This window comes from Devosia ginsengisoli (genome assembly GCF_007859655.1).
GTDB lineage: Bacteria > Pseudomonadota > Alphaproteobacteria > Rhizobiales > Devosiaceae > Devosia > Devosia ginsengisoli.
Genome location: NZ_CP042304.1, coordinates 217,917 through 238,517 on the forward strand (window position 1 = coordinate 217,917; position 20,601 = coordinate 238,517).

General features: G+C 64.7%; 25 protein-coding genes and 2 pseudogenes. 17 read left to right on the top strand and 10 right to left on the bottom strand.

From position 1 onward, the window contains the following. The first annotated feature begins 32 nt into the window (after window positions 1-32). From FPZ08_RS01145 to aroC, 4 genes are read left to right on the top strand one after another with little or no spacing between them, the layout of a single operon-like run. Window positions 33-644, top strand: coding sequence for a histidine phosphatase family protein (locus FPZ08_RS01145; protein ID WP_146288281.1), 612 nt, complete (start codon window positions 33-35; stop codon window positions 642-644). A 57-nt stretch (window positions 645-701) separates the two neighbouring features. Beyond that, window positions 702-959: an antitoxin gene (locus tag FPZ08_RS01150; RefSeq protein WP_146288282.1), complete on the top strand. Its 258-nt coding sequence runs from the start codon at window positions 702-704 to the stop codon at window positions 957-959. A gap of 11 nt (window positions 960-970) precedes the next feature. Then, the gene (locus FPZ08_RS01155; RefSeq protein WP_246132772.1) at window positions 971-1,360 is read left to right on the top strand and encodes a type II toxin-antitoxin system VapC family toxin; all 390 of its coding nucleotides are present in this window, start codon (window positions 971-973) and stop codon (window positions 1,358-1,360) included. Window positions 1,361-1,408: 48 nt separating this feature from the next. Beyond that, the gene (gene aroC, locus FPZ08_RS01160; RefSeq protein ID WP_146288284.1) at window positions 1,409-2,524 is read left to right on the top strand and encodes a chorismate synthase; all 1,116 of its coding nucleotides are present in this window, start codon (window positions 1,409-1,411) and stop codon (window positions 2,522-2,524) included. Window positions 2,525-2,527: 3 nt separating this feature from the next. Here the strand turns inward: aroC and FPZ08_RS01165 are convergent, their stop codons facing one another. The 6 genes from FPZ08_RS01165 to FPZ08_RS01185 form a co-directional block, all read right to left on the bottom strand. Continuing rightward, window positions 2,528-2,830 (bottom strand): alkylphosphonate utilization protein, encoded by a 303-nt coding sequence (locus tag FPZ08_RS01165; RefSeq protein ID WP_146288285.1) that lies wholly within the window; start codon window positions 2,828-2,830, stop codon window positions 2,528-2,530. A gap of 72 nt (window positions 2,831-2,902) precedes the next feature. After that, window positions 2,903-3,151 (bottom strand): SAM-dependent methyltransferase, encoded by a 249-nt coding sequence (locus FPZ08_RS22750; RefSeq protein ID WP_342780182.1) that lies wholly within the window; start codon window positions 3,149-3,151, stop codon window positions 2,903-2,905. After that, entirely contained in the window at window positions 3,058-3,648 is a 591-nt protein-coding gene (locus FPZ08_RS01170; protein WP_342780156.1) for a TlyA family RNA methyltransferase, read from the bottom strand. The genes FPZ08_RS22750 and FPZ08_RS01170 overlap by 94 nt, the downstream gene beginning before the upstream one ends. Continuing rightward, the gene (locus tag FPZ08_RS01175) at window positions 3,645-4,253 is read right to left on the bottom strand and encodes an SCO family protein (protein ID WP_146288286.1); all 609 of its coding nucleotides are present in this window, start codon (window positions 4,251-4,253) and stop codon (window positions 3,645-3,647) included. Before FPZ08_RS01175 ends, FPZ08_RS01170 begins: the two co-directional genes overlap by 4 nt. Window positions 4,254-4,368: 115 nt before the next feature. Further along, entirely contained in the window at window positions 4,369-4,611 is a 243-nt protein-coding gene (locus FPZ08_RS01180) for an exodeoxyribonuclease VII small subunit (protein WP_146288287.1), read from the bottom strand. A gap of 11 nt (window positions 4,612-4,622) precedes the next feature. Next, a complete protein-coding gene (locus FPZ08_RS01185) occupies window positions 4,623-5,570 on the bottom strand; it encodes a histone deacetylase family protein (protein ID WP_146288288.1) in 948 nt (315 codons plus the stop codon). A gap of 67 nt (window positions 5,571-5,637) precedes the next feature. On the opposite strand from FPZ08_RS01185, the gene FPZ08_RS01190 reads away from it, so the two are divergent. Next, a complete protein-coding gene (locus FPZ08_RS01190; protein ID WP_146288289.1) occupies window positions 5,638-6,579 on the top strand; it encodes an L-threonylcarbamoyladenylate synthase in 942 nt (313 codons plus the stop codon). Window positions 6,580-6,751: 172 nt separating this feature from the next. Here the strand turns inward: FPZ08_RS01190 and FPZ08_RS01195 are convergent, their stop codons facing one another. After that, the gene (locus tag FPZ08_RS01195; protein ID WP_146288290.1) at window positions 6,752-7,705 is read right to left on the bottom strand and encodes a DnaJ C-terminal domain-containing protein; all 954 of its coding nucleotides are present in this window, start codon (window positions 7,703-7,705) and stop codon (window positions 6,752-6,754) included. Window positions 7,706-7,811: 106 nt separating this feature from the next. Between FPZ08_RS01195 and pdxH the strand changes: the two are divergent. The 4 genes and pseudogenes from pdxH to FPZ08_RS22950 form a co-directional block, all read left to right on the top strand. Continuing rightward, window positions 7,812-8,436 (top strand): annotated as a pseudogene (gene pdxH, locus FPZ08_RS01200) (pyridoxamine 5'-phosphate oxidase). Window positions 8,437-8,688: 252 nt separating this feature from the next. Beyond that, the gene (locus FPZ08_RS01205; protein ID WP_146288291.1) at window positions 8,689-9,897 is read left to right on the top strand and encodes a DUF898 family protein; all 1,209 of its coding nucleotides are present in this window, start codon (window positions 8,689-8,691) and stop codon (window positions 9,895-9,897) included. Then, window positions 9,897-11,021, top strand: a complete 1,125-nt coding sequence (locus tag FPZ08_RS01210; protein ID WP_146288292.1) for a M48 family metallopeptidase — start codon at window positions 9,897-9,899, stop codon at window positions 11,019-11,021. Before FPZ08_RS01205 ends, FPZ08_RS01210 begins: the two co-directional genes overlap by 1 nt. A 593-nt stretch (window positions 11,022-11,614) precedes the next feature. Further along, window positions 11,615-11,806 (top strand): annotated as a pseudogene (locus FPZ08_RS22950) (DUF1499 domain-containing protein); the annotation flags it as partial. Between the two features lie 204 nt (window positions 11,807-12,010). Here FPZ08_RS22950 and FPZ08_RS22955 read toward each other — a convergent pair. Beyond that, window positions 12,011-12,922, bottom strand: coding sequence for an MBL fold metallo-hydrolase (locus tag FPZ08_RS22955; RefSeq protein WP_425457588.1), 912 nt, complete (start codon window positions 12,920-12,922; stop codon window positions 12,011-12,013). 96 nt (window positions 12,923-13,018) lie between these two features. On the opposite strand from FPZ08_RS22955, the gene FPZ08_RS01220 reads away from it, so the two are divergent. Both FPZ08_RS01220 and FPZ08_RS01225 read left to right on the top strand, forming a co-directional pair. After that, window positions 13,019-13,630 carry a biotin transporter BioY gene (locus tag FPZ08_RS01220; protein ID WP_146288294.1) on the top strand — a complete coding sequence of 204 codons (612 nt, stop codon included), beginning with the start codon at window positions 13,019-13,021 and terminating at the stop codon, window positions 13,628-13,630. Between the two features lie 107 nt (window positions 13,631-13,737). Next, window positions 13,738-14,127 (top strand): response regulator, encoded by a 390-nt coding sequence (locus tag FPZ08_RS01225; RefSeq protein ID WP_146288295.1) that lies wholly within the window; start codon window positions 13,738-13,740, stop codon window positions 14,125-14,127. On the opposite strand, the gene FPZ08_RS01230 is transcribed toward FPZ08_RS01225, so the two are convergent. Continuing rightward, the gene (locus FPZ08_RS01230; RefSeq protein ID WP_186767157.1) at window positions 14,124-14,489 is read right to left on the bottom strand and encodes a MarR family winged helix-turn-helix transcriptional regulator; all 366 of its coding nucleotides are present in this window, start codon (window positions 14,487-14,489) and stop codon (window positions 14,124-14,126) included. The two genes, FPZ08_RS01225 and FPZ08_RS01230, sit on opposite strands and share 4 nt — an antisense overlap. A gap of 446 nt (window positions 14,490-14,935) precedes the next feature. Between FPZ08_RS01230 and FPZ08_RS01235 the strand changes: the two genes are divergently transcribed. After that, entirely contained in the window at window positions 14,936-15,889 is a 954-nt protein-coding gene (locus FPZ08_RS01235) for a nucleoside hydrolase (protein ID WP_146288297.1), read from the top strand. 44 nt (window positions 15,890-15,933) lie between these two features. On the opposite strand, the gene pcaQ is transcribed toward FPZ08_RS01235, so the two are convergent. Next, the gene (gene pcaQ / locus FPZ08_RS01240) at window positions 15,934-16,857 is read right to left on the bottom strand and encodes a pca operon transcription factor PcaQ (RefSeq protein ID WP_146288298.1); all 924 of its coding nucleotides are present in this window, start codon (window positions 16,855-16,857) and stop codon (window positions 15,934-15,936) included. A gap of 146 nt (window positions 16,858-17,003) precedes the next feature. Here pcaQ and pcaD point away from each other — a divergent pair, with 146 nt between their 5' ends. From pcaD to FPZ08_RS01265, 5 genes are read left to right on the top strand one after another with little or no spacing between them, the layout of a single operon-like run. Beyond that, window positions 17,004-17,798, top strand: a complete 795-nt coding sequence (gene pcaD / locus FPZ08_RS01245; RefSeq protein ID WP_146288299.1) for a 3-oxoadipate enol-lactonase — start codon at window positions 17,004-17,006, stop codon at window positions 17,796-17,798. Then, entirely contained in the window at window positions 17,791-18,177 is a 387-nt protein-coding gene (gene pcaC, locus FPZ08_RS01250; protein WP_146288300.1) for a 4-carboxymuconolactone decarboxylase, read from the top strand. Before pcaD ends, pcaC begins: the two co-directional genes overlap by 8 nt. Then, window positions 18,174-18,920, top strand: coding sequence for a protocatechuate 3,4-dioxygenase subunit beta (gene pcaH / locus FPZ08_RS01255; protein ID WP_146288301.1), 747 nt, complete (start codon window positions 18,174-18,176; stop codon window positions 18,918-18,920). Before pcaC ends, pcaH begins: the two co-directional genes overlap by 4 nt. Further along, window positions 18,920-19,540, top strand: coding sequence for a protocatechuate 3,4-dioxygenase subunit alpha (gene pcaG, locus FPZ08_RS01260; RefSeq protein ID WP_146288302.1), 621 nt, complete (start codon window positions 18,920-18,922; stop codon window positions 19,538-19,540). The genes pcaH and pcaG overlap by 1 nt, the downstream gene beginning before the upstream one ends. An 18-nt stretch (window positions 19,541-19,558) precedes the next feature. After that, window positions 19,559-20,593, top strand: coding sequence for a 3-carboxy-cis,cis-muconate cycloisomerase (locus FPZ08_RS01265; protein ID WP_146288303.1), 1,035 nt, complete (start codon window positions 19,559-19,561; stop codon window positions 20,591-20,593). The last annotated feature ends 8 nt before the right edge of the window (window positions 20,594-20,601 follow it).

Consider the following 20,601-nt stretch of genomic DNA (forward strand, 5'->3'; position numbering starts at 1 on the left):
AGGACGCGCCGGCTCAGCGGCGCGGGAATATCATGACAGCCCTGGTCTGGCCGGAAATCTACTTTGTCCGGCATGGTGAAACGCCCTGGAATGCCGAACGTCGCTATCAGGGACGCAAAGACATTCCGCTCAATGACAAGGGGCGCGGCCAGGCCAACCAGAATGGCCGGACACTCGCCGCCCTGTTCGCGGCGCGCGGGCTCGATCCGCAGGAATTCGAATGGCACGCTTCGCCCCTGGGCCGAACACGCGAGACCATGGACCGGGTGCGGGCAGGGTTCGCGGGGCATCTGCCGGATGTGCAGTATGACGTGCGGCTGATGGAGATTTCCTTCGGCGTGCTGGAAGGGGAACTGTTCGAGCAGCTTCCCGCCAACATGGCCATCGCGCCGGGCGAACGTACCGAGGATTACTGGGACTATCGGCCCGAGAACGGCGAAAATTACCGCGATGTCGAAGCGCGGCTGGCCGAATTTTCCAGCGTGCTCGGGGGACCGTCGGTGGTGGTAGCGCATGGCGGCATCGCCCGCACCCTGCGCGTGCTGATCGAGCATGCACCGATCGTCGAAGTGATCAACTGGGCGCCGCCGCAGGATGCGATCATGCATTTCACACCGGGGCGGATGGAACTGCTGCGGGGGTAGGTTGTTTGTGGGGCTGATCAGGCATATGTTATTGGCATATGCCTGATGGAGGCGCCAATGAACCAGATCAAGGTCGACAGCAAAGCCAGGACGGCGAGCCTGTTTCGCAATGGGCGCAATCAGGCTGTGCGTATTCCCGTGGAGTTCGAACTGCCCGGAACCGAGGTGACCATCCGCAAGGACGGCGACGCGTTGGTTATTGAGCCAAAGGCTGCGCCCAAGTCCTTTCTCGACGTGATTGCCAAATACGGTCCGGTCGATTTCCCCGATATCGACGACTCAGATCTGCTGCCGCTTGATGAGCCTGACCTGTGACGCTTCGGGCCATGCTGGACACGAACATCGTGTCGAGCCTGATGCGCTTAGGCCAAGGCGCGCTATGGAACAAGATGCACCACTTTGGGGCGCATCATATCGGCGTCAGTATCATCAGCGCGGCGGAACTTCGATTTGGTGCCGAAGCGAAAGGCTCAGCGCGGCTGACCAAGGAAGTTGAAGATTTTCTCCACGACATAGCGGTACTGCCGTTTGCCGCGCCAGCGGACGCGCATTACGCCCAGATCAGAGCTTATTTAAAGCGCGCGGGAACGCCGATCGGTGGTAACGACCTCTTCATCGCCGCCCACGCCCTGGCCCTCGATCTCACTCTCGTCACCGACAATATCCGCGAGTTTTCCCGCGTACCGAATCTGCGCGTCGAGAACTGGCTTGATTGACCTTGTAGCGTGGCCTGCCTAGAACAGCCCCAACCACGGGGCCGCGCCATGTCGTTCAATACATCAGGACATCTCTTCCGCTTCACCACCTGGGGCGAGAGCCACGGGCCGGCGCTGGGCGTGGTGGTGGATGGCTGCCCGCCGGGCATTTCCCTGACGCCGGAGATGATCCAGCGCGACCTGGACCGGCGTAAGCCGGGGCAGAGCAAATATACGACGCAAAGGCGCGAGGCCGACGAGGTGAAAATCCTCTCCGGCGTGTTCGAGGACGAACGTACCGACGGGCCGCGCACGACCGGCACGCCGATCTCGCTGGTGATCGAGAACACCGACCAGCGCTCCAAGGATTATGCTGACATCCGCGACAAGTACCGGCCCGGCCATGCCGACTATACCTATGACCAGAAATACGGCATCCGCGACTATCGCGGCGGCGGCCGCACCTCCGCACGCGAGACGGCGGCGCGGGTGGCCGCGGGCGCCGTGGCACGGCAGGTGCTGTCGGGCATTTCGATTCGGGCCAGCCTCGTGCAGGTTGGGCCGCACAAGATCGACTATGACAATTTCGACTGGGATCAGGTGGGCGAGAACCCGTTTTTCTGCGCCGACGCCAAGGCCGCAGCGCTATGGGCCGACTATCTCGACGGTATCCGCAAGGCCGGCAATTCGGTGGGCGCGGTGATCGAGGTGGTGGCCGAGCATGTGCCGGCGGGCTGGGGTGCGCCGATCTATGGCAAGCTGAGCGCCGACCTGGCCTCGGCCATGATGAGCATCAATGCGGTCAAGGGCGTCGAGATCGGCGCCGGCTTCGAGGCGGCGAGCCTGACAGGCGTCGAGAATGCCGACCAGATGCGGGCGGGCCCGGAGCGCCCCTATTTCCTCAACAACCATGCCGGCGGCATATTGGGTGGGATTTCCAATGGCGACCCGGTCGTGTGCCGCTTCGCGGTGAAGCCGACCTCGTCCATCCTGACGCCACGCCAGACGGTGACAACGGCCAACCAGGATACCGACATCATCACCAAGGGGCGGCATGACCCCTGCGTGGGGATCCGCGCCGTGCCGGTGGGTGAGGCCATGATGGCGCTGGTGCTGGCCGACCATGCCCTGCGGCATCGCGGCCAGACCGGGCGCGAGGGCGCGGTGGGGTTCGAGCGGAACTAGCGCTCAGCGTTTGCGTACGAATTCGGTGCGCAGCACGAGGCCCTTGATGGCGTCGTGGCGGCAGTCGATTTCCTCGAGATTGTCGGTCAGCCGGATCGACTTGATGACTGTGCCCTGTTTGAGGGTCTGGCCCGCACCCTTGACCTTGAGGTCCTTGATCAGCACGACGGAATCGCCATCGGCCAACACAGTACCCGATGCGTCGACAACGGTCGGCCCGGCTGCGGCCTCGGCCGCCAGTTCGGAAGCCGGGCGCCACTCCCCGGTCTGCTCGTCATAGACATAATCGTCATTGGCATCGGTCATGCTGGAATCCTGTCGAGGTCTCGGGGTTTGCCTTGCCCTAGCCGAAGCGGGCGGCAAAGACAAATTCGGGTGCTAGCTGGGGTCGCCGCGACCGAACACCAATACGGTTTCCACATTGCCATCGCCACCGGCAATAGGCGAGGGAACCGACAGGCGATGGGCAAAGCCCTGCGCGGCGACAAAGGCGGTGACCTCGGCCAGTGCGGCGGCGATGGCGGCTTCGTCCGTCACGATGCCGCCCTTGCCGACATTTTGGCGGCCGACCTCGAATTGCGGCTTGAACAGGATGACCGCCGCGGCATCGGGCGTGCAGAGCGCCAGGGGGCGGCGAGAACCTTGGTGACGGAGACGAAGCTGATATCGGAAACCAGCAGGTCGATGGGGTCGGGGATCATCTCGGACGTCAGGTCGCGGGCATTGACGCCCTCCATGCTGACGACACGATCGCTGCCCTTGAGGCGGCTATGTAACTGGTCATGGCCGACATCGACGGCATAGATGCGGGCGGCGCCGCGCTCCATGAGGACCTGGGTGAAACCGCCGGTCGAGGCCCCGACATCGAGACAGGTCTTGCCGGTAACATCGATCTGGCCGGCGTCGAGCCCGGCAAGCAGCTTGAGGGCGGCGCGGGACACATAGTTGGCGGCGGGGTCGCTCAGCGCCAGCGTGTCAGCCGGGCCGACCATCTGGTGCGGCTTGATCGCGGCAATGCCGTTGATGGTGACTGTGCCGCGCAGGATGGCGTCGCGAGCCCGGGCGCGGCTGGGCAGCAGACCGCGCTGTTCGAGGGCGAGATCGAGCCGGATGCGCTCGCTCATCCCTCGACCAGGCGCTTGACCTTGGCGAGTGCGGTGTCGCTGGCTTCCTCGTAGGACACGGTGCTTTTGAAAGTGCCGTCGGCATCGATGAGGAAGGTCAGGGCGGTGTGATCGACGAGGTAATAGGGATCGTCCTCGGCATAGCCATCGGCCTTTTCGCCAATCACGCCAAAGGCGGCCTTGACGGCTTCGGTCTGCGCTTCGTTACCGACCAGGCCAATGATGGAAGGATCGAAGCCTTCGACATAGCCCTTGACCACATCGAGCGTATCGCGTGCCGGATCGACCGTGACGAAGATGATGCGGAGCTGTTCGGGCGTGAGGCCGAGCGCTTCGCGCCAGGCGGTGGTTTCGGCCAATGTGGTGGGGCAGACATCAGGACAGAAGGTGTAGCCGAAAAAGATCAGGCTTGGCGTGCCCCTGAGGCTGTCCTGCGTGAAATTGCCGCCCTGGGTGGAGGCCAGTTCGAACGGCTGGCCGGTGACGCCCAGCGGGCGGGCCGGGGGGCGGAACAGGTAAAGCGCGGTGGCGCCGATGGCCACCACGGCGACCAGCGCCCAGAGCACGATGCGGAAATTGCGAAGGGATTTGGAGCTGGTTGTCATGGATATATGCCACGACCTCGTGGTTCGACAGGCTCACCATGAGGTCTACTGGGAGCCGTGATGTGAAGTAGACCTCATCCTGAGCTGGTCGAAGGACGAGGGCGTGGCGCGATATTTACGCGTCCAGCGGCTCGGTGCCAGTAGGCTTTCCGTCGCGGGAGAGGGTGATCTTCTCGATGCGGGCCTCAGCGGCCTGGAGCAGGGCTTCGCAATGCTTCTTGAGGGCTTCGCCGCGCTCATAGATGGCGATGGATTCGGCCAGGGGTGCACGGCCCGATTCGAGCTTGCCGACGATTTCCTCGAGCTGGGCCAGAGCGGCCTCGAAGCTCAGCGTCTTGACGTCGTCATTGTCGGCCATCGTTCCGGCTCCTAGTCTTCCAAGCGCCCGGTGGCGCCGTCCATCAGCATGGCGACATGGTGCGAAACACCGCCCGCCAAGCCCTTGAGGTCATAGCCACCTTCGAGCAGGGACACAATGCGGTTGCCGCAGCACTGCGCGGCGGCATCCATCAACTTTCCCGTGAGCCAGCCATAGTCGGATGATTGCCAGTTGAGCTGGGCCAGCGGGTCGCGTTCATGCGCGTCGAACCCGGCGGAGATGAGGATGAGATCGGGTGCGAAATCGATCAGCGCCGGGATGATGCGGTCGGCATAGGCCTCGCGCATGCTCTCCCCGCCGGTCTCGGGATCGAGCGGCGCATTGGCGATATTGCCGACACCGGTCTCGCTGGCCTTGCCGGTGCCGGGATAGAGCGGCATCTGGTGGCTGGAGGCGTAAAAGACCGTGGGGTCAGCCTTGAAAATGTCCTGCGTGCCATTGCCGTGATGCACGTCGAAATCGACGATGGCCACGCGCTCGGCACCATATTTGCGCTGCGCCTCGCGGGCGACGATGGCCGCGGTATTGATGAGGCAGAAGCCCATGGGCGTGGCGATTTCGGCGTGATGGCCGGGCGGGCGAATAGCGCAGAAGGCATTGTCGACTTCGCCCAGCAGCACCGCTTCGAGCCCGGCCAATGCGCCGCCCAGCCCGGTGGCGGCGGCGGAGAGGGAATTGGCGGAAATGAAGGTGTCGGCATCGAGCTGGCCGATGCCTTCGGCCGGGCGACCATTGCGCAGATGGGCGAGGTAGTTGGAATCGTGGACCAGTTCGGCCAGCATGAGGTCGCCCATGGGGGCGTTGCGGCGGATGAGCTTGTCGAAGCGCGGACGGCTCAGCGCCTCCTCGACGGCGCGGATGCGGTCGGCGCGCTCGGGGTGACCCTGCGGCGTGACATGGTCGGCAAAATTCGGCTGGCTGACGAGCAGCGTGGTCACGCGGGACGAGTCTCCTGATTCGGTCCTTCGTCTTGACGTGCGGGGGCGTCATTGTCAAACAACCGGCATGACCGACACCGCCGCCGACCCCCGAACCGTGGCCGAAGCCGCCGCCCTGCTGCGCGCGGGCAGGCTCTGCGCCTTTCCCACCGAAACCGTCTATGGACTGGGGGCGGATGCGACCAATGCCGACGCGGTGCTGTCGATCTACGAGACCAAGGGGCGGCCGCGCTTCAACCCGCTGATCGTGCATTGCGCTGACATGCAAATGGCAAGCATGCTTGCCGATTTCTCGCCGCTTGCCCTGAGATTGACTGCACTTTGGCCGGGAAGCCTGACGCTGGTGCTGCCGGCGAGGAAGGGCAATGGACTGGCCGATGTGGTCATGGCTGGGCTCGACAGCGTGGCGATCCGCATTCCCGATCACAAGCTGGCGCTGGAACTGATCGCGGCGGTAGGCCGGCCACTGGCAGCGCCGTCGGCCAATCCGTCGGGACGGCTGTCGCCGACCACGGCGGAGCAGGTGCGGCGGGGTTTTGCGGGGAAGGTGCCGGTGCTCGATGGCGGGCCATGCCGGGCGGGGGTGGAATCCACCATCATCCAGGTCGAGGGGGACCGACTGGTGCAGTTGCGGGCCGGGGCGGTGGCACGGCGGGAGATTGAGCGGCGGCTGGGTGTGACGGTGGAACTGGCTAAGAAGGGCGGTGCGGTGGCGGCGCCGGGCATGCTGGCGAGCCACTATGCGCCCAATGCGCAGATGCGGCTCAATGCCGAACCGCTTGCGGGCGAGGCCTATCTGGCGTTTGGGGATGCGCCGGACTTTGGCGGGGTGATGCGGAACCTGTCAGTGACGGGGGATCTGCACGAGGCGGCGCGGAATCTGTTCTCGATGCTGCATGAGCTGGATGCGGCGGGGGTGGGGGTGATTGCGGTAGCGCCGGTGCCCGAGGAGGGGTTGGGCGAGGCGATCAATGATCGGTTGGTGCGGGCGGCGGCGCCGCGGGAGTAGGCGCCTAATCTCCCAATACCTCGATGTCATCCCGGCCTTGAGCCGGGATCCATCCTGAGATGGATGGACTTGTCTGGTGGTCAAACGGCCTACCTTGCGGTTGTGGTGTGATCTCGAGATGGGCCCCGGCTCAAGGCCGGGGTGACATCGAGGGTGGGGTTGGTTTTGGAGCTTAATCCCGCACTTTATACGGCTTCTGATCCCGCATGAATCTGGCCAGCGCTTCGAGGTCCGGGTCCCCACCCGGGGGCAGGACGACGCGGAGGTTTACGTACAGGTCGCCATCGCCATAGAGGCCCTTGCCTTTGAGGCGCAGGGCTTTTGAGGTATCGACGCCGGGGGGCAGGTTGAGTTCGACCGAACCGTCGAGCGTGGGCACGCGGACCTTGGCGCCGAGCACGGCTTCGTAGAGTGTCAGCGCGACATCGGTGCGCAGGTCGGCGCCGTCGCGGCGGAATTGCCTGGACTTTTCGAAGCGGATGGTGACGAGCGCATCGCCGGGTTCGCCGAGGCCGGGCGAACCCTGGCCCTTGAGGCGGATCTGCTGGCCTTCCTCGACCTTGGCTGGAATCTTGACCGAGAGCACCTTGCCCGAGGGCATCCGCACGTCGATCGGCTTGGCCTGGTGGGCATCTTCCAGCGAGATGGTGGCGTTGACCACGACATCCTCGCCTTTCATGCTGCGGCCACCGCCTGCCGTCGCGCCGGCAAAGGGGTCCCACTGGGCGCCGCCGGTTGGGCCACGGCCGCCGCCCATTCCTGCGCCCATGCCGCCGCGCGGCTGGCCGCCGAAGCCGCTCATGAATTCCTTGAGGATGTCCTCGGCCGAAAAGCCGCCTGCTGCGCCAGCGCCGCCACGGGCGCCGCGCGAGGCGGCGCCGGGATTGAAACCGGCAAATTTCGGATTGCCGTCGGCGTCGATTTCGCCACGGTCGAACTGGCCTCGTTTGTCCTTGTCGTTCAACAGGTCATAGGCATTCGTCGCCTCGGCAAATTTGCCGTGCGCCGCTGGATCTTCCGGGTTCTGGTCGGGGTGATACTTCTTGGCCAGCTTGCGATAGGCGGACTTGATGTCCTTCTCGCTCGCCGATCTTGGCACCCCAAGCACGGTATAGGGATCGCGCATTTGGTCCGTTCAATGTCGAGGGCGTTGCTTCGCCCAAGGTTCGAGTCCTATATGGCCATGCCCTCCCGGCTTGTAAAGTTATGCGCGACGAAGGGATGATTCCACCATGCTCCAGACGCTGACCGAGCGCCTGTTCGACGACAGCGACCGCACCGACCTCGACCCTTTCGCCCTGTTCGAGGAGTGGTTTGCTTTGGCCAAGGAGGCTGAGGCCAACGATCCGCATGCCATGGCGCTGGCCAGCGTCGATGGCGAGGGCATGCCCGATGTGCGCATGGTGCTGCTCAACAGCCGCGATTCCCAGGGGCTTCTGCTTTTTCACCAATTTTGAGAGCGAGAAGGGCAAGCAATTGCTGGCCCAACCCAAGGCGGCCATGGTGATGCACTGGAAATCCCTGCGCCGGCAGGTGCGAATGCGCGGGCCGGTGCAAGTGGTGTCGCCGGAGGAAGCCGACGCCTATTTTGCCAGCCGGCCCAAGGGCAGCCAGATCGCGTCATCGGCCTCGGAGCAATCGCGGCCGGTGGCGAGCCGGGAGGCTTTGTTGACGCGGGTGGCTGAGGTTAGTGCGGAGATCGGTGACGACGCGGTAGTGCGGCCGATGCATTGGTCGGGGTTCCGGCTGGTGCCTGACAGCATCGAGTTCTGGAAGGATGGGGAGTTCCGGCTGCATGACCGGGTGAGGTTCGTGCGGGATGGGGATGGGTGGAGCAGCGCGCGGCTTTATCCTTAGGGGGATACCCCCTCCTAGCCTCCCCCTGACAGGGGGAGGAACGGATTGGAGATGTAGCGCGGTGGGCGGATGAGGGGGGCTTCCACAGGCATCGGATGTGCGGAGAGAACCCCTCACCCGTAATTTCTTCTGGACGAAGAAATTACCCCCTCTCCCGCAAGGGGCGAGGGGTGGCTCCACTCCTGGGGCCGGCACACCTTCCCAATCCCCGCTTGCTCGCCTAAAACCCTCACCATGGCTTGAGGGTGGATCATGGTCTGGGGACAGGAGCGGCCGGTGCCGGTCAAGTTTACCGGAACGCGGGGCGAATTGGGGTTCATGCTGCTGCGCGGCTATGTGCTGCTCATTCCCACGATCGGGCTCTATCGCTTCTGGCTCACGACGTGGAAGCGGCGCTTTTACTGGTCCAATACCGAGATCGACGGCGATCCGCTGGAATATACCGGCAATGCCATCCAGTTGCTGCTCGGCTTCCTGATGGCGCTGGCGGTGTTCGTGCCGCTCTATGGCTTGTTCTTCTACCTCTCCACGCAATCGTCGGAAGCGGCCGTCATCGGCTATGCCGGCGTCGGCGTGTTGCTGTGGTTCCTCATGGGCTATGCGATCTATCGGGCGCGCGATTTTCGCCTGTCGCGCACTTTGTGGCGCGGCATTCGCTGCGACCAGGGCGGCAGTGCCTGGAATTATGCCTTCCGGCGCTTCTTCTGGTCGCTGCTGGTGCTGGTGACGGCGGGGCTGGCCTATCCCTTCATGGCGGCGAACCTGTGGAGCTACCGCTATCGCCATAGCTGGTATGGCGACCGGCAATTCGGCTTTGCCGGTGGCTGGAAGCAATTGGCCGGTCCCTTCTATCTCTCCTATATCGCCATCGTGCTGCTCGGCGCGGTTGGATTGGGCCTGGGCTGGGCCACGGGTGCCATGCCGACGGCCGGAGTGCCACGGCCAGGCGGCGTGCTGGTCACGCTCGGGGCGGCGGTGCTGATCGGGCTGGTGGTGCTGTATTACCAGTCGCGGGAGCTGAGCCGCATGTTCTCGGCCGTGCGGCTGGGGCAGGCGGCGCTGAGCGTGCATGTGCGGGCCAGGGGTCTGCTCGGGCGCTATGTGCTGTTCGGGCTGGCGCTGCTGGGGAGCTATGTGGTGCTGGCCATTGGCGGCGTCGTGGTGGTGGGCGCCCTGGCGAGCGACGCCTTTGCCGGGGGCGAATTCGATCCGGCGGTGTTCATGCAGCATTTGCAGGGCAGTTTCGCCGTGCTGGTTGCCATCATCTTTGGCTACCTGCTGTTACTGGCGGCCTTCAGCCTGATGGCCGAACTGTTCCTGGGGCTGGGCTATTGGAAACTGGTGGCGCAGGGCGCCAGCATTACCGGGCTCGAGAGCCTGGGTGACGTCAAGGCGCGCGGCGAAGACACCAGGCTCGGGGGCGAGGGCCTGGCCGATGCGCTCAATGTCGGGGCCTATTGATGAGCATTGCCGGGCGTTTCCATGACGGATTGACGGCCCAGGTTCATGCCGTGGGGCTGGACCATGAGGCCGGCACGCTGGTGATCCGCAGTGGGGACGGCGCCGAACTGGCGCGCTGGCCGACGGCGGAGCTTTTCGCCGTGCCCAGCCGCAAGCATGAATTGCGATTGGGCGCCAATGGGCAACCGTCCGGCGCGCGCGTCGTGGTGAGCGGACGCGAGGATGTGGGCCGCGTGTTGGCGACGCTGCCGGTGCTGACCGAGAAGCGGCGCCAGCAGACGGGACGGGAAATCCGGCTTGCGGTGACGGCCACGGTGGCGCTGGCCGCTGTCATCGTGGCCTATCTCTATGGCGTGCCGCTGCTGGCGGGCCGCATTGCCGGGCTGGTGCCGCCGGCCTGGGAGCAGAGCCTGGGCGAGACGGTGGCACGGCAGATGGAGGCCAGCCTGAGCGAGAGTGGCGGCCTTGCGGTGTGCGATCCCGATCCGGACAGTCTCGCCAACCGGGCCATTACGCGTTTTGCCAACGCGGCAATTGAGGGCTCGGGCTCGCCGTTCCAGCTCGATGTCAGAGTGGTCAAGTCGGACATTCCCAATGCCTTCGCACTGCCGGGCGGACAGGTCTTCTTCTTTTCGGCGCTGCTGGACCAGGCCGAGACGCCGGACGAATTTGCCGGCGTGCTGGCGCATGAAGTGGGGCATGTGGCCTATCGCCATGGCATGGAGCAGTTGATTTCGACCGCCGGAACCGGCGCGCTGATCGGTTTCATCCTGGGCGACATGACCGGCATTTCGGTGGCGGCGGGCCTGGGCGCGACCATTATCGATGCCCGTTTTTCGCGCGATGCCGAGCGGCAGGCCGATGCCTTTGCCGCCCAGGTCGCCGAGCGCATGGATTTCAACCCGGCCGGCTTGGCCGACCTGATCAATCGCGTCGGGGCGGATGATGATTTTGCCCGAGCGCTGGCTTTGCTCAGCACGCATCCGCTGACCGAGGATCGCAAGGCGGCGTTGGAAGTGCTGAGCCAGCAGCGGCCAACCGGGCTGGAGCCACCCTTTACCACGGCGGAATGGACCGCGATCCAGGCCATGTGCGGGGCGCCGGGCAAGATCAAGCGCAAATGAGCGTTGGGCGGGGAAATCTTCAAATTCGCGCAATACCTTGCGGTTAGTCTTGCGGCGCATGTGAAGGGGCGGCATTGCGCATACTGATCCGGACATCGAAATGGGCGATTGCGGCGCGCCGGCTGGGCAGCGTTGCGGTGCCGCTCGTCATCATTTCGGTGCTGCTGCATCGCTTCGGGCTGATCACCAGCGACCTGTTTCTGGTGGCGATCCTGGCGGCGGGGCTGGTGGCGCTGGTGGCTGTGCTGGCCGCGGTGATCGCGCTGGCGCGGTTGTGGCAGACCGGCGACCGGGGCTGGGACAAGGCGTTGGCCGGGCTGCTGTTCGGCACGCTGAGCCTGCTGCCCTTCGCGTGGTACGGCAATTTGATGCTGACCTATCCTGCCGTAACCGATATCGCCACGACGGACCGGGCGCTGCTGCCGCTAGTCTTCGAGCCCGGCATGCAGGCCATGCCGGCGCCGAAAATGCTGTCGGCGGAAGAGATGGCGTCGGTTTTCCCCAATGTCGAGACGCGCACCTATCCGCTGGGGCTGGTGCCGACCTTTGGGCTGGTCGAGGCGCTGGTGGCCGGCAATGGCTGGGATATCCGCATGTCGCGCGAGCCGACATCGGGGCTCGATGCCGGGCAGATCAATGCGCGGATCATGACTTTGCCCGGCTGGCGCGAAGAGGTGGTGATCAGGGTGACCGGGACGCTGACCGATTCCACGGTCGACATGCGCTCGGCCTCGCTCAACGCACTGCATGATTTTGGCGCCAACGGCACGCGGATCGAGGATTTTCTCGCGGCGCTGGATGAGGCGGTGACCAACCTGCTGCGCGACAACCCCAATGCCAACCTGCCGATGGAAGCGGGGGGCGGAAGAGACGCCGGAGACGGAATAAGCGTCGGCAGACCTCATGGTGAGCTTGTCGAACCATGGGGGCGTGGCACCTGGGCCTCCACTCACTCGACCTCGTGGTTCGACAAGCTCACCATGAGGTCTTCATGGCATCTGGATGCGCGTTCCCAGCAATCCGCGCGATACCTTGAGCAATCCCAAATCCTCCAGATATTCGACATGGGCGGTGATGGTGAGGCCGGCGGCGCGGCGCACGGGGAGGGGCTGGGCCGGATAGATGGCGGCGACGATGGCCGTGATGGTGCGGGCGCCGGCCTTGACGGACGCGATGACCTGTTCGTTGCGCATCTGGCGGTGGGCCTTGAGGGCGGTGGCATAGGCCGGGCCATCGGCGATGGGGCCGCCATGGGCGGGAATATACTGGCGGCAGGGCAGGGCGATGACCTTGTCGAGCGAGGCGAAATAATCGGCCATCGAGCCGTCGGGCACCGAGACCAGCGTCGAATTCCAGCCCATGACATGATCGCCGCTGAGCAGAATATCCCCCACGCTGAAAGCCAGGTGGTTGGCGCAATGGCCGGGCGTGGTGTGGACGGTGATCGGCAGGTCGCCGGCCATGATGGATTCGTTGTCGACCAGGGTGCGGTCGGGGACCAGGTCCCAGTTGCAGGATTTGCGGATGGGATTGCGTTCGAATCGCCGCAGCGGACGCGACAGGCGATGTCGGCCCCCGAACCAGAGTGGAACATCGAGGTCTCGTGCCAGTCGCGCAGCCGATGCGCTGTGATCGCGGTGGGTATGCGAAAGAATGATGGCTTCGAGCGGCCGCCCGCCAATGGCATCGATGAGCGCGACGAGATGGACCGGATCGTCCGGCCCCGGATCGACCAGCGCCAGCCGCTCATGGCCCAGCAGAAAGCTGTTTGTGCCGGTGAAGGTATAGGCGCTGGCATTGGGCGCGGTGATGCGGGTAATGCCATCAGCAACGGCTACGGGCTGGCCGGTCTGGGGGTCGAAGTCCCTGTCGAAGGACAGGGTGGGGGCGGGCGATGCCATTGCACTCACTTTGCCGAGAGACTAAAGAAGTCGTGATTTGAACGACAGCGCGGCCCGGGAGGGGACGCCGGTTCAGACAAGCATGGAAGGTATGAAATGGCCGTGACTTTGACCACGCCCAATACGCTGCTCGGTGTATTCCAGCCCAAGGGCGACGCCGCGCGCCTCGTGTCCAATCTCGCAACCGTCGTGCTCGGCACGCTGCTCATCACCATCTGCGCCAAGATCAACGTGCCGGTCTGGCCGGTGCCGGTGACGCTGCAGGGCTTTGCCATTGCGGCGCTCGCGGCGGCCTTCGGCCTGCGCATCGGCGTTGCCACCGTCGCGCTCTACCTGCTTGAAGGCGCGCTCGGCCTGCCGGTCTTCGCCACTGGCGGCGGTCTCGCCTATCTCGTCGGCCCCACCGGCGGCTTCCTGCTCGGGTTCCTGGTGATGGCCGCCATCATCGGCTACGCCACCGACAAGGGCGCCTCGGGCAAGCCGCTGACCCTGTTTGCCGCCATGGTCGCCGCCGATGCGGTGCTGCTGGTGCTGGGCTTTGTCTGGCTGCTGGCTTTGTCCGGCAATGCCGGCTGGATCGACCAGAACAATGTGGTCGCCTCCGCCTTTGCCGGCGCCATCCAGCCCTTCATCGTCTGGGATATTCTCAAGATGGCCTTGGCCGCGCTGACTGTTACCGGCGCGTGGAATATTCTGGCCAAGCGCTAAACCGCTGCAAAAGACTGAAAAAGGCCGGCCTTGTGCCGGCCTTTTGCTTGACATTCTACTGCTCACTGAGCAACGGATTGGGTGAAGACCGGGTTCTGGGGGAACCGATGAATAACGCGTCGACCCGAACGGTGCTGCTCGCCGATGCCAGTGCCGACAACCGCCTGCCGCTGCGGCAGGCGCTGAGCGCGGTCGGCTTCACCGTGGCCGAGGTCGGCAATGGCAAGGACGCCATCGAGGCCCTGCGCCGTGACAGGTTCGACGTGGTGGTGACCGATCTGTGGATGCCGGGCGCCGACGGGATAGAGGTGATCCAGTCGATTCGTACCGTATCGCCGCTCTCGACGATTTTCGTGGTGACCGGGGGCGGGCCGGGCCTCTCCATTGCCTCAGCCGCGGCGCTGGCTCGGGTCTGGGGCGCCCGCAAGGTCTATGTAAAGCCCTTCGAGATCAGCGAACTGATCCAGGAAATCGTGATCCTGTTTCCGCCGCTTTAGCGCAGCACCGACAGGCGCCGGACGATGAGTTCGAGCGAGCGGGCAAAGCATTCCTGCTCGGGGATACCCAGTTCGCTGATCACTTCCTCAAGCGCCAGCGTGGGATCCTGTTCGAGCATGGTGCGGCCGGCACTGGTGAGTTCGAGCAGTTCGGCACGTCCCTTGGGCTGTTCGGCGGCCTTGGCCAGCAGGCCCTTCTGCACCAGCGTGCGCACGGTGCGGCTCACCGGCCCATTGGCAAGACCCTGGAAACGCGCCAGTTCGCTAGCGGTACGCTGGCTCACCGGAGCGCGGGAAAAGTACCGCAAGGCGGCCCATTGCGCCGGAAACAGGTCCGCGGCATAGCCACGCGAATGCAACATTCGGGCCGTAAGCTCGAGTAGTTCGGCGAGCGCAGATGTCGAAAGGGACCGCAAAGCCAACTCCGCCGCAACACTTCGGCCCCGACGCGCTGGCGTCCGGGCCGATTGGATCATTTTCCTGCCCCGCATTCATACAAACCCTTTTACACGACGAACAACGCCGCGTCACAGCATCGTTAAAAATGTTATTTGCTCACTGATTCATGTGTACAAAAGTGTGGATTTCCAATGGTCAGGCGGGCGTTGCGTCGGCGCGGCGATATCGATTTCACACCGAAATTCGGCCCGTAAAATGGCAAACGGCCGGGAGGGCTGTCCCGGCATCTTGACGGCAACGATCGGCTGTGATTGCTCGCCGCCTTCGGTGGAGCAATGCGCTCCTCTTCCCCTTTCCCTCACGCGTCGGGGCCCGCAAGGCAGGGCGCGATACAGCATTGGACATTTAGATGAAGGTCATCTTCGATACCGATCCGGGCATCGACGACGCCATGGCGCTGCTCTACCTGAGCAAGCTGCCTGAAATCGAACTGCTGGGCATCACCACGGTCGTGGGCAATGCCGACATTGCCACCACGACGCGCAACGCCCTGTTCCTGCGCCAGCGCTTCGGTCTTGCCGCGCCTGTCATCCAAGGGGCCGGCGAAACGCTGGACGGCAAGGTCAAGCCGGAACCGGTGGCCGTGCATGGCCATAACGGGCTGGGCGATATCGAGATTCCCGCGCATGTGGACGAGACCGGCCTGCGGGCCGGCACGGCGGCGCAGTTCATCATCGACACGCTGCGCGCCCATCCCGGCGAGGTGACGATCATCGCCGTGGGACGCATGACCAACCTGGCGCTCGCCCTACGGCAGGACCCCGCCATTGCCGGGCTGGCCAAGCAGGTGGTGATCATGGGCGGTGCCTTCGGCTACGAGGGCCGCAGCGGCAATATCACCCCGGCGGCCGAGGCCAATATCTATGGCGATCCCGTCGCGGCCGACGAGATTTTCGCTGCCGGCTGGCCCGTCGTGGTAGTGGGGCTCGATGTGACGCATGACATCATCCTCAGCGAAGACTATCTGGCGGCGCTCTCGGCCGAGGTCGGCGAGAATGGCGAATTGCTGCGCCAGATGTCGGACCACTATGCCCGCTTCTACAAGGAAATCATGGGACTGGCCGGCGTGGTGGGGCATGACCTGCTGGCGGTGACCTATACCCTTCGCCCCGATTGGTTCGAAACGCGCTCCGGCCCGATCTGCGTGGTGCGCGACGGCATTGCCGCGGGCCAGACCATCCAGATGCCGGCCGCGCGCAAGGGCGGACACCCTGATTGGGCCAACCGCCCGGCCCAACTGGTCTGCACCGCAGTCCATGCCGATGCCGTGTTGCGGCATTACCGCGAGACGGTCGCCGGCTGAGCATGTCCTGGAAAGCCGGCGCCCGGGGGCGTCGGCTTCCGCCATCAACGCAGCCTGGCGGCGATGTCGCGGACGGCCTGTTTCAAACTGTCCGCCGCCAGGGTGGATGCGGTATCGGTTCGCATGGTGAGGCCGACAGGGCCGATGGTTTCGCTGGTATCGACCGGCAGCAAAGCCAGCCGGCCCTGCTCCAGGTCGCGGGCGACCACGCCCTCCGAAATGATCCATACCGCGTCGGTCTGGCCCAGATAGGCGCGGCCGAAGGCGTCGGAAATGGTTTCCACCTCGTCGCGCAGTTTGGTTATGCCATGGGTCAGCAGCATCCGGTCCACCAGCCGGCGGATGAGCGAATTGGGTGTGGGCATCAGCGTCTGGTAGGGCTCGATCATCGACAGGTCGAACCGGCGTTCGCTGAGCAGCGGGTGGCCGGCGCGAACCACCATGACCACGCGTTCGGAATAGAGATGCTCGAAGGACAGCCCGACCATGGCGTCGGGCTCGGCCATGCGGCCGATGACGAAATCGACATCGCCGGTGCGCAGCAGGGTCAGCAGGTGATCGTTCGGCCCGGTAATGACCCGCGTATGCACGCCCGAACCGGTGGCGGTGAAGGCCTTGACCGCATCGGGCAGCAGACGGGCGGATACGGTCGGTAGCGCCCCGACGCGGACGATAGTGGCCTCATGCGTGTCGCGGGCCGCATCCATGCCCTGCCGCAACGCCGCCAGGCTCGTTGACGCGTAGCGGTAGAACACCTCGCCGAAGGGCGTGAGGAACAGGTTGCGCTTGCTGCGGTCGAACAGGTTGCCGCCCAGCACCTGCTCGAGCTCCTGAATGGTCTTGGATGCTGCAGGCTGGCTGATATGCAGCACCTGGGCGGCGTTGACGACGCTTTTGAGCCGGGCCACCTCGATGAAACAGACGAGGTGCCGCAGCTTGATACGAGGGTCGATGAGGGGCGCGACCAACGGTTTCTCCGGTTATGAGCTGGGCCCTGTGATGCGATCTGGCGGCAAACTCGGCCCGTTTGCATAATCGTCAGGTTATCGTTTGGAGTGTCTTAGTCATTTTACTTCTGCGGCGATAGCACCTTATATCGAGGCAGGGAGGCGGGATGGACTGCGTTCGGATCAATGACGTGCTGCTGCATTACCGACTGGCCGGCTCTGCCGATGCGCCGGTGTTGGCGCTGGCCAATTCGCTGGGCACCGATGCGCGCATCTGGGACGGGGTGATCGAGGCGCTCTCTTCCCGTTACCGCGTGCTCTCCTACGACAAGCGTGGCCACGGGCTGAGCGATACGCCGCCGGGCGACTATGTGCTTGACGATCATATCAATGACCTCGCGGGCCTGCTCGACTATCTTGATGTCGAGCAACTGGCGCTGGCCGGAGTTTCCGTCGGCGGGCTGATCGCCCAGGGTTTTGCCTTGCGTGATCCGGAACGGCTGACGGCTTTGATCCTGTGCGACACGGCGCCCAAAGTGGGCGATGCTTCCGGCTGGAACGCCCGGATCGACACCGTGCGCAAAGACGGGCTTGGTGCCATTGCCGACATGGTGATGGACCGCTGGTTCAGCCCCGGTTTCCAGCAGCAGCGCCCGGACGAGCTGGCCATGTGGCGCAATCTGTTCCTGCGGAGTAATGCCGAGGGCTATGCGGCGACCTGTGCGACATTGCGCGATACCGACCTCACGGCGCAGATCGGCGCTATTGCCGTGCCGACGCTGGTCGTGGCCGGCGCGGCGGACCGTTCGACTCCGGTGGACCTTGTGCGCACCTGCGCCGAGGCCATTGCCGGTGCGCGTTTCGAGATCCTTGATGGTGTCGGACATATTCCATCCATCGAGCAGCCCGCGGCTCTGGCGGCGCTCATGGAACAATTTCTGAAGGAGAACCGCCATGGCTGAAACCACGCGTTTCGAACAGGGCATGGCGACGCGCCGCGCGGTGCTCGGCAATGCCCATGTCGACGCCGCCACGGCCCGCAAATCGGCATTCGACGACGATTTCCAGACCTTCATCACCGAGGGTGCCTGGGGCTCGGTCTGGTCACGGCCGGGGCTCAGCAAGCGCGAACGCTCCATGCTGACCATCGCATTGCTGGCCGCGCTGGGGCATGATGAAGAAGTGGCCATGCATGTGCGAGCCACCGCCAATACCGGCTGTTCGCCGGATGACATCAAGGAAGCCCTGCTGCATGTGGCGGTCTATGCCGGGGTGCCGGCGGCGAACCGGGCCTTCAGGGTGGCGAAGGAAGAGCTGGCCAAGCGGGAGGCGGGGCAATGAGCGGCATAATTCTACCGGGCGCGGACGGGGCGCTCTATCAGCGCAACCGCGACTGGCATCCGCCGGCCGATACGCCCGGCTATAAGAGCACGACGTTCCGCGCGCCAAAGCATGCGCTGCTGTCGCTGGGTGGCACGGCTTCGGAGCTGACCGGGCCGACTTTCGGTCATTCCTCCATCAACCCGCTCGATAACGACCTGATCCGCAATTACAGCCAGGATGGCAGCGAGGCCATCGGCCAGCGCATGATCGTCTATGGCCAGGTGCTCGACGAGAATGCCCGGCCGGTGCCCGATACGCTGGTGGAGTTCTGGCAGGCCAATGCCGGCGGGCGCTACCGCCACAAGAAGGAAGCCTATCTCGCCGCGCTCGACCCCAATTTCGGCGGCTGCGGCCGGACCATTACCGACGAAAACGGTTTCTACTCCTTCCGCACCATCAAGCCCGGCGCCTATCCCTGGCCCAATGGCGGCAATGACTGGCGGCCGGCCCATATCCACTTCTCGGTCTTCGGCCATGCCTTTGCGCAAAGGCTCATCACCCAGATGTATTTCGAGGGCGACCCGATGATCTGGCAATGCCCGATCGTGGGCTCCATCGCCGACAAGTCGGCCATCGACCAGCTCATCGCCCGGCTCGACCGCCACAACACCACGCCCATGGACGCGCTGGCCTATCGCTTCGATATCGTGCTGCGCGGCCGCCGCTCGACCATGTTCGAGAACAAACTGGAGGGCAATTGATGCTGCACCCGGTTCCCACGCTGAAAGAGACGCCGTCGCAGACGGCTGGTCCCTATGTCCATATCGGGCTGACGCCCAATTTCGCCGACATCAAGGGTGTCTACGAGGCCGATCCCGGTAGCACCATGCTGACACCGGACACCAAGGGCGAGCGCATCACCATTGCCGGCCGGATTTTCGATGGCGCGGGCGCGCTGGTCAACGACGCGCTGGTCGAGTTGTGGCAGGCCGATGGCGATGGTTCCTATGTGGCGCCCATGGGGCCGAATTCCAATTCGGCGCCGGCCTTTACCGGCTGGGGCCGCCAGCCCACCAATGCCGAGGGCGTTTTCACCTTCGAGACCATCAAACCCGGCCCGGTGCCGGGTCCCGATGGCAAGCCCATGGCCCCGCATGTGAATCTGTGGATCGTGGCCCGCGGCATCAATATCGGCCTGCAGACGCGGCTCTATTTCGAGGACGAGGCCGAGGCCAATGCCGGCGATTTCGTGCTCAACAAAATCATGGACCCGCGCCGCCGCCTGACCCTGATCGCCCGCAAGGAGCCCGGCGAGGTGCCGCGCTACGTGCTGGACATTCATCTGCAGGGCGACAAGGAAACGGTGTTCTTCGATATGTGAGCAGGCCATACTGGCCCCATGAACCCGCTGCTCTCCGCCCTTGCCGGCGATGCCGAAATCGAAGCGCTGCTCTCCGACGATGCGCAACTGACGTCCATGCTGGCCGTCGAGGCCGCCCTGGCCGAGGCCAGCGCCGATTGCGGCTGGATCGATGAGGATGCGGCAGACGCCATCCGTTCGGCCATCGCCACTTTCGTGCCCGACCGGCCCGGTCTCGCCGCCGGCATGGCGCAGGATGGCGTCGTGGTGCCGGCTCTGGTGCGACAATTGCGGGCCGACGTGGCCGAGCCGTATCGCGCCGCTTTGCACAAGGGCGCCACCAGCCAGGACGTGATCGACACCGCGCTGATGCTGCAGCTGGCCAAGGCCTTCGACATCTACGAGACGCGGCTGACGGCACTGCTGGACCGGCTGGAGGCATTGGCTGTGGCGGCCGGGTCTCGCCCGCTGATGGCCCATACACGCATGCAGGTGGCCCTGCCTACGACCTGGAACGCCAAGATCGGCAGCTGGAACGAGCCCCTGCAGCGCTATCTGCGGGCACTGGCCGGCATGCGCCGGACTTTGCTGGTGGTGCAACTGGGCGGGCCGGTGGGTGATCGCGGCAGTTTCGGGGCTCATGGCGACGCGATTGCCGCCGGCATGGCGCGGCGACTCGATCTCGGCATTGCCGGCCCCTGGCAGGCCACGCGCGACCCCATCGTGGCGCTGGGCAATCTGCTGGCGCTGATCAGCGGTTCGCTCGGCAAGCTTGGCGCCGACATCGCCTTGCTGGCGCAGAACGAGGTCGGGACCGTGCGGCTCGAAGGGGCAGGGGGCTCGTCGGCCATGGCGCACAAGGCCAACCCCGTCAATGCCGAGGTGCTGGTGGCGCTGGCCCGTCACAATGCCGGCCTGTCGGGCATCCTCGGCCAGTCCATAGTGCACGAATACGAACGCTCCGGCGCCGCCTGGACCCTGGAATGGCTGACCCTGCCACCCATGCTGGTCACCACAGGCGCCAGCCTGCGCCTGGCCGACAAGCTGCTGGGCCAACTGAACATAAGCAACTAGTTAGCGGC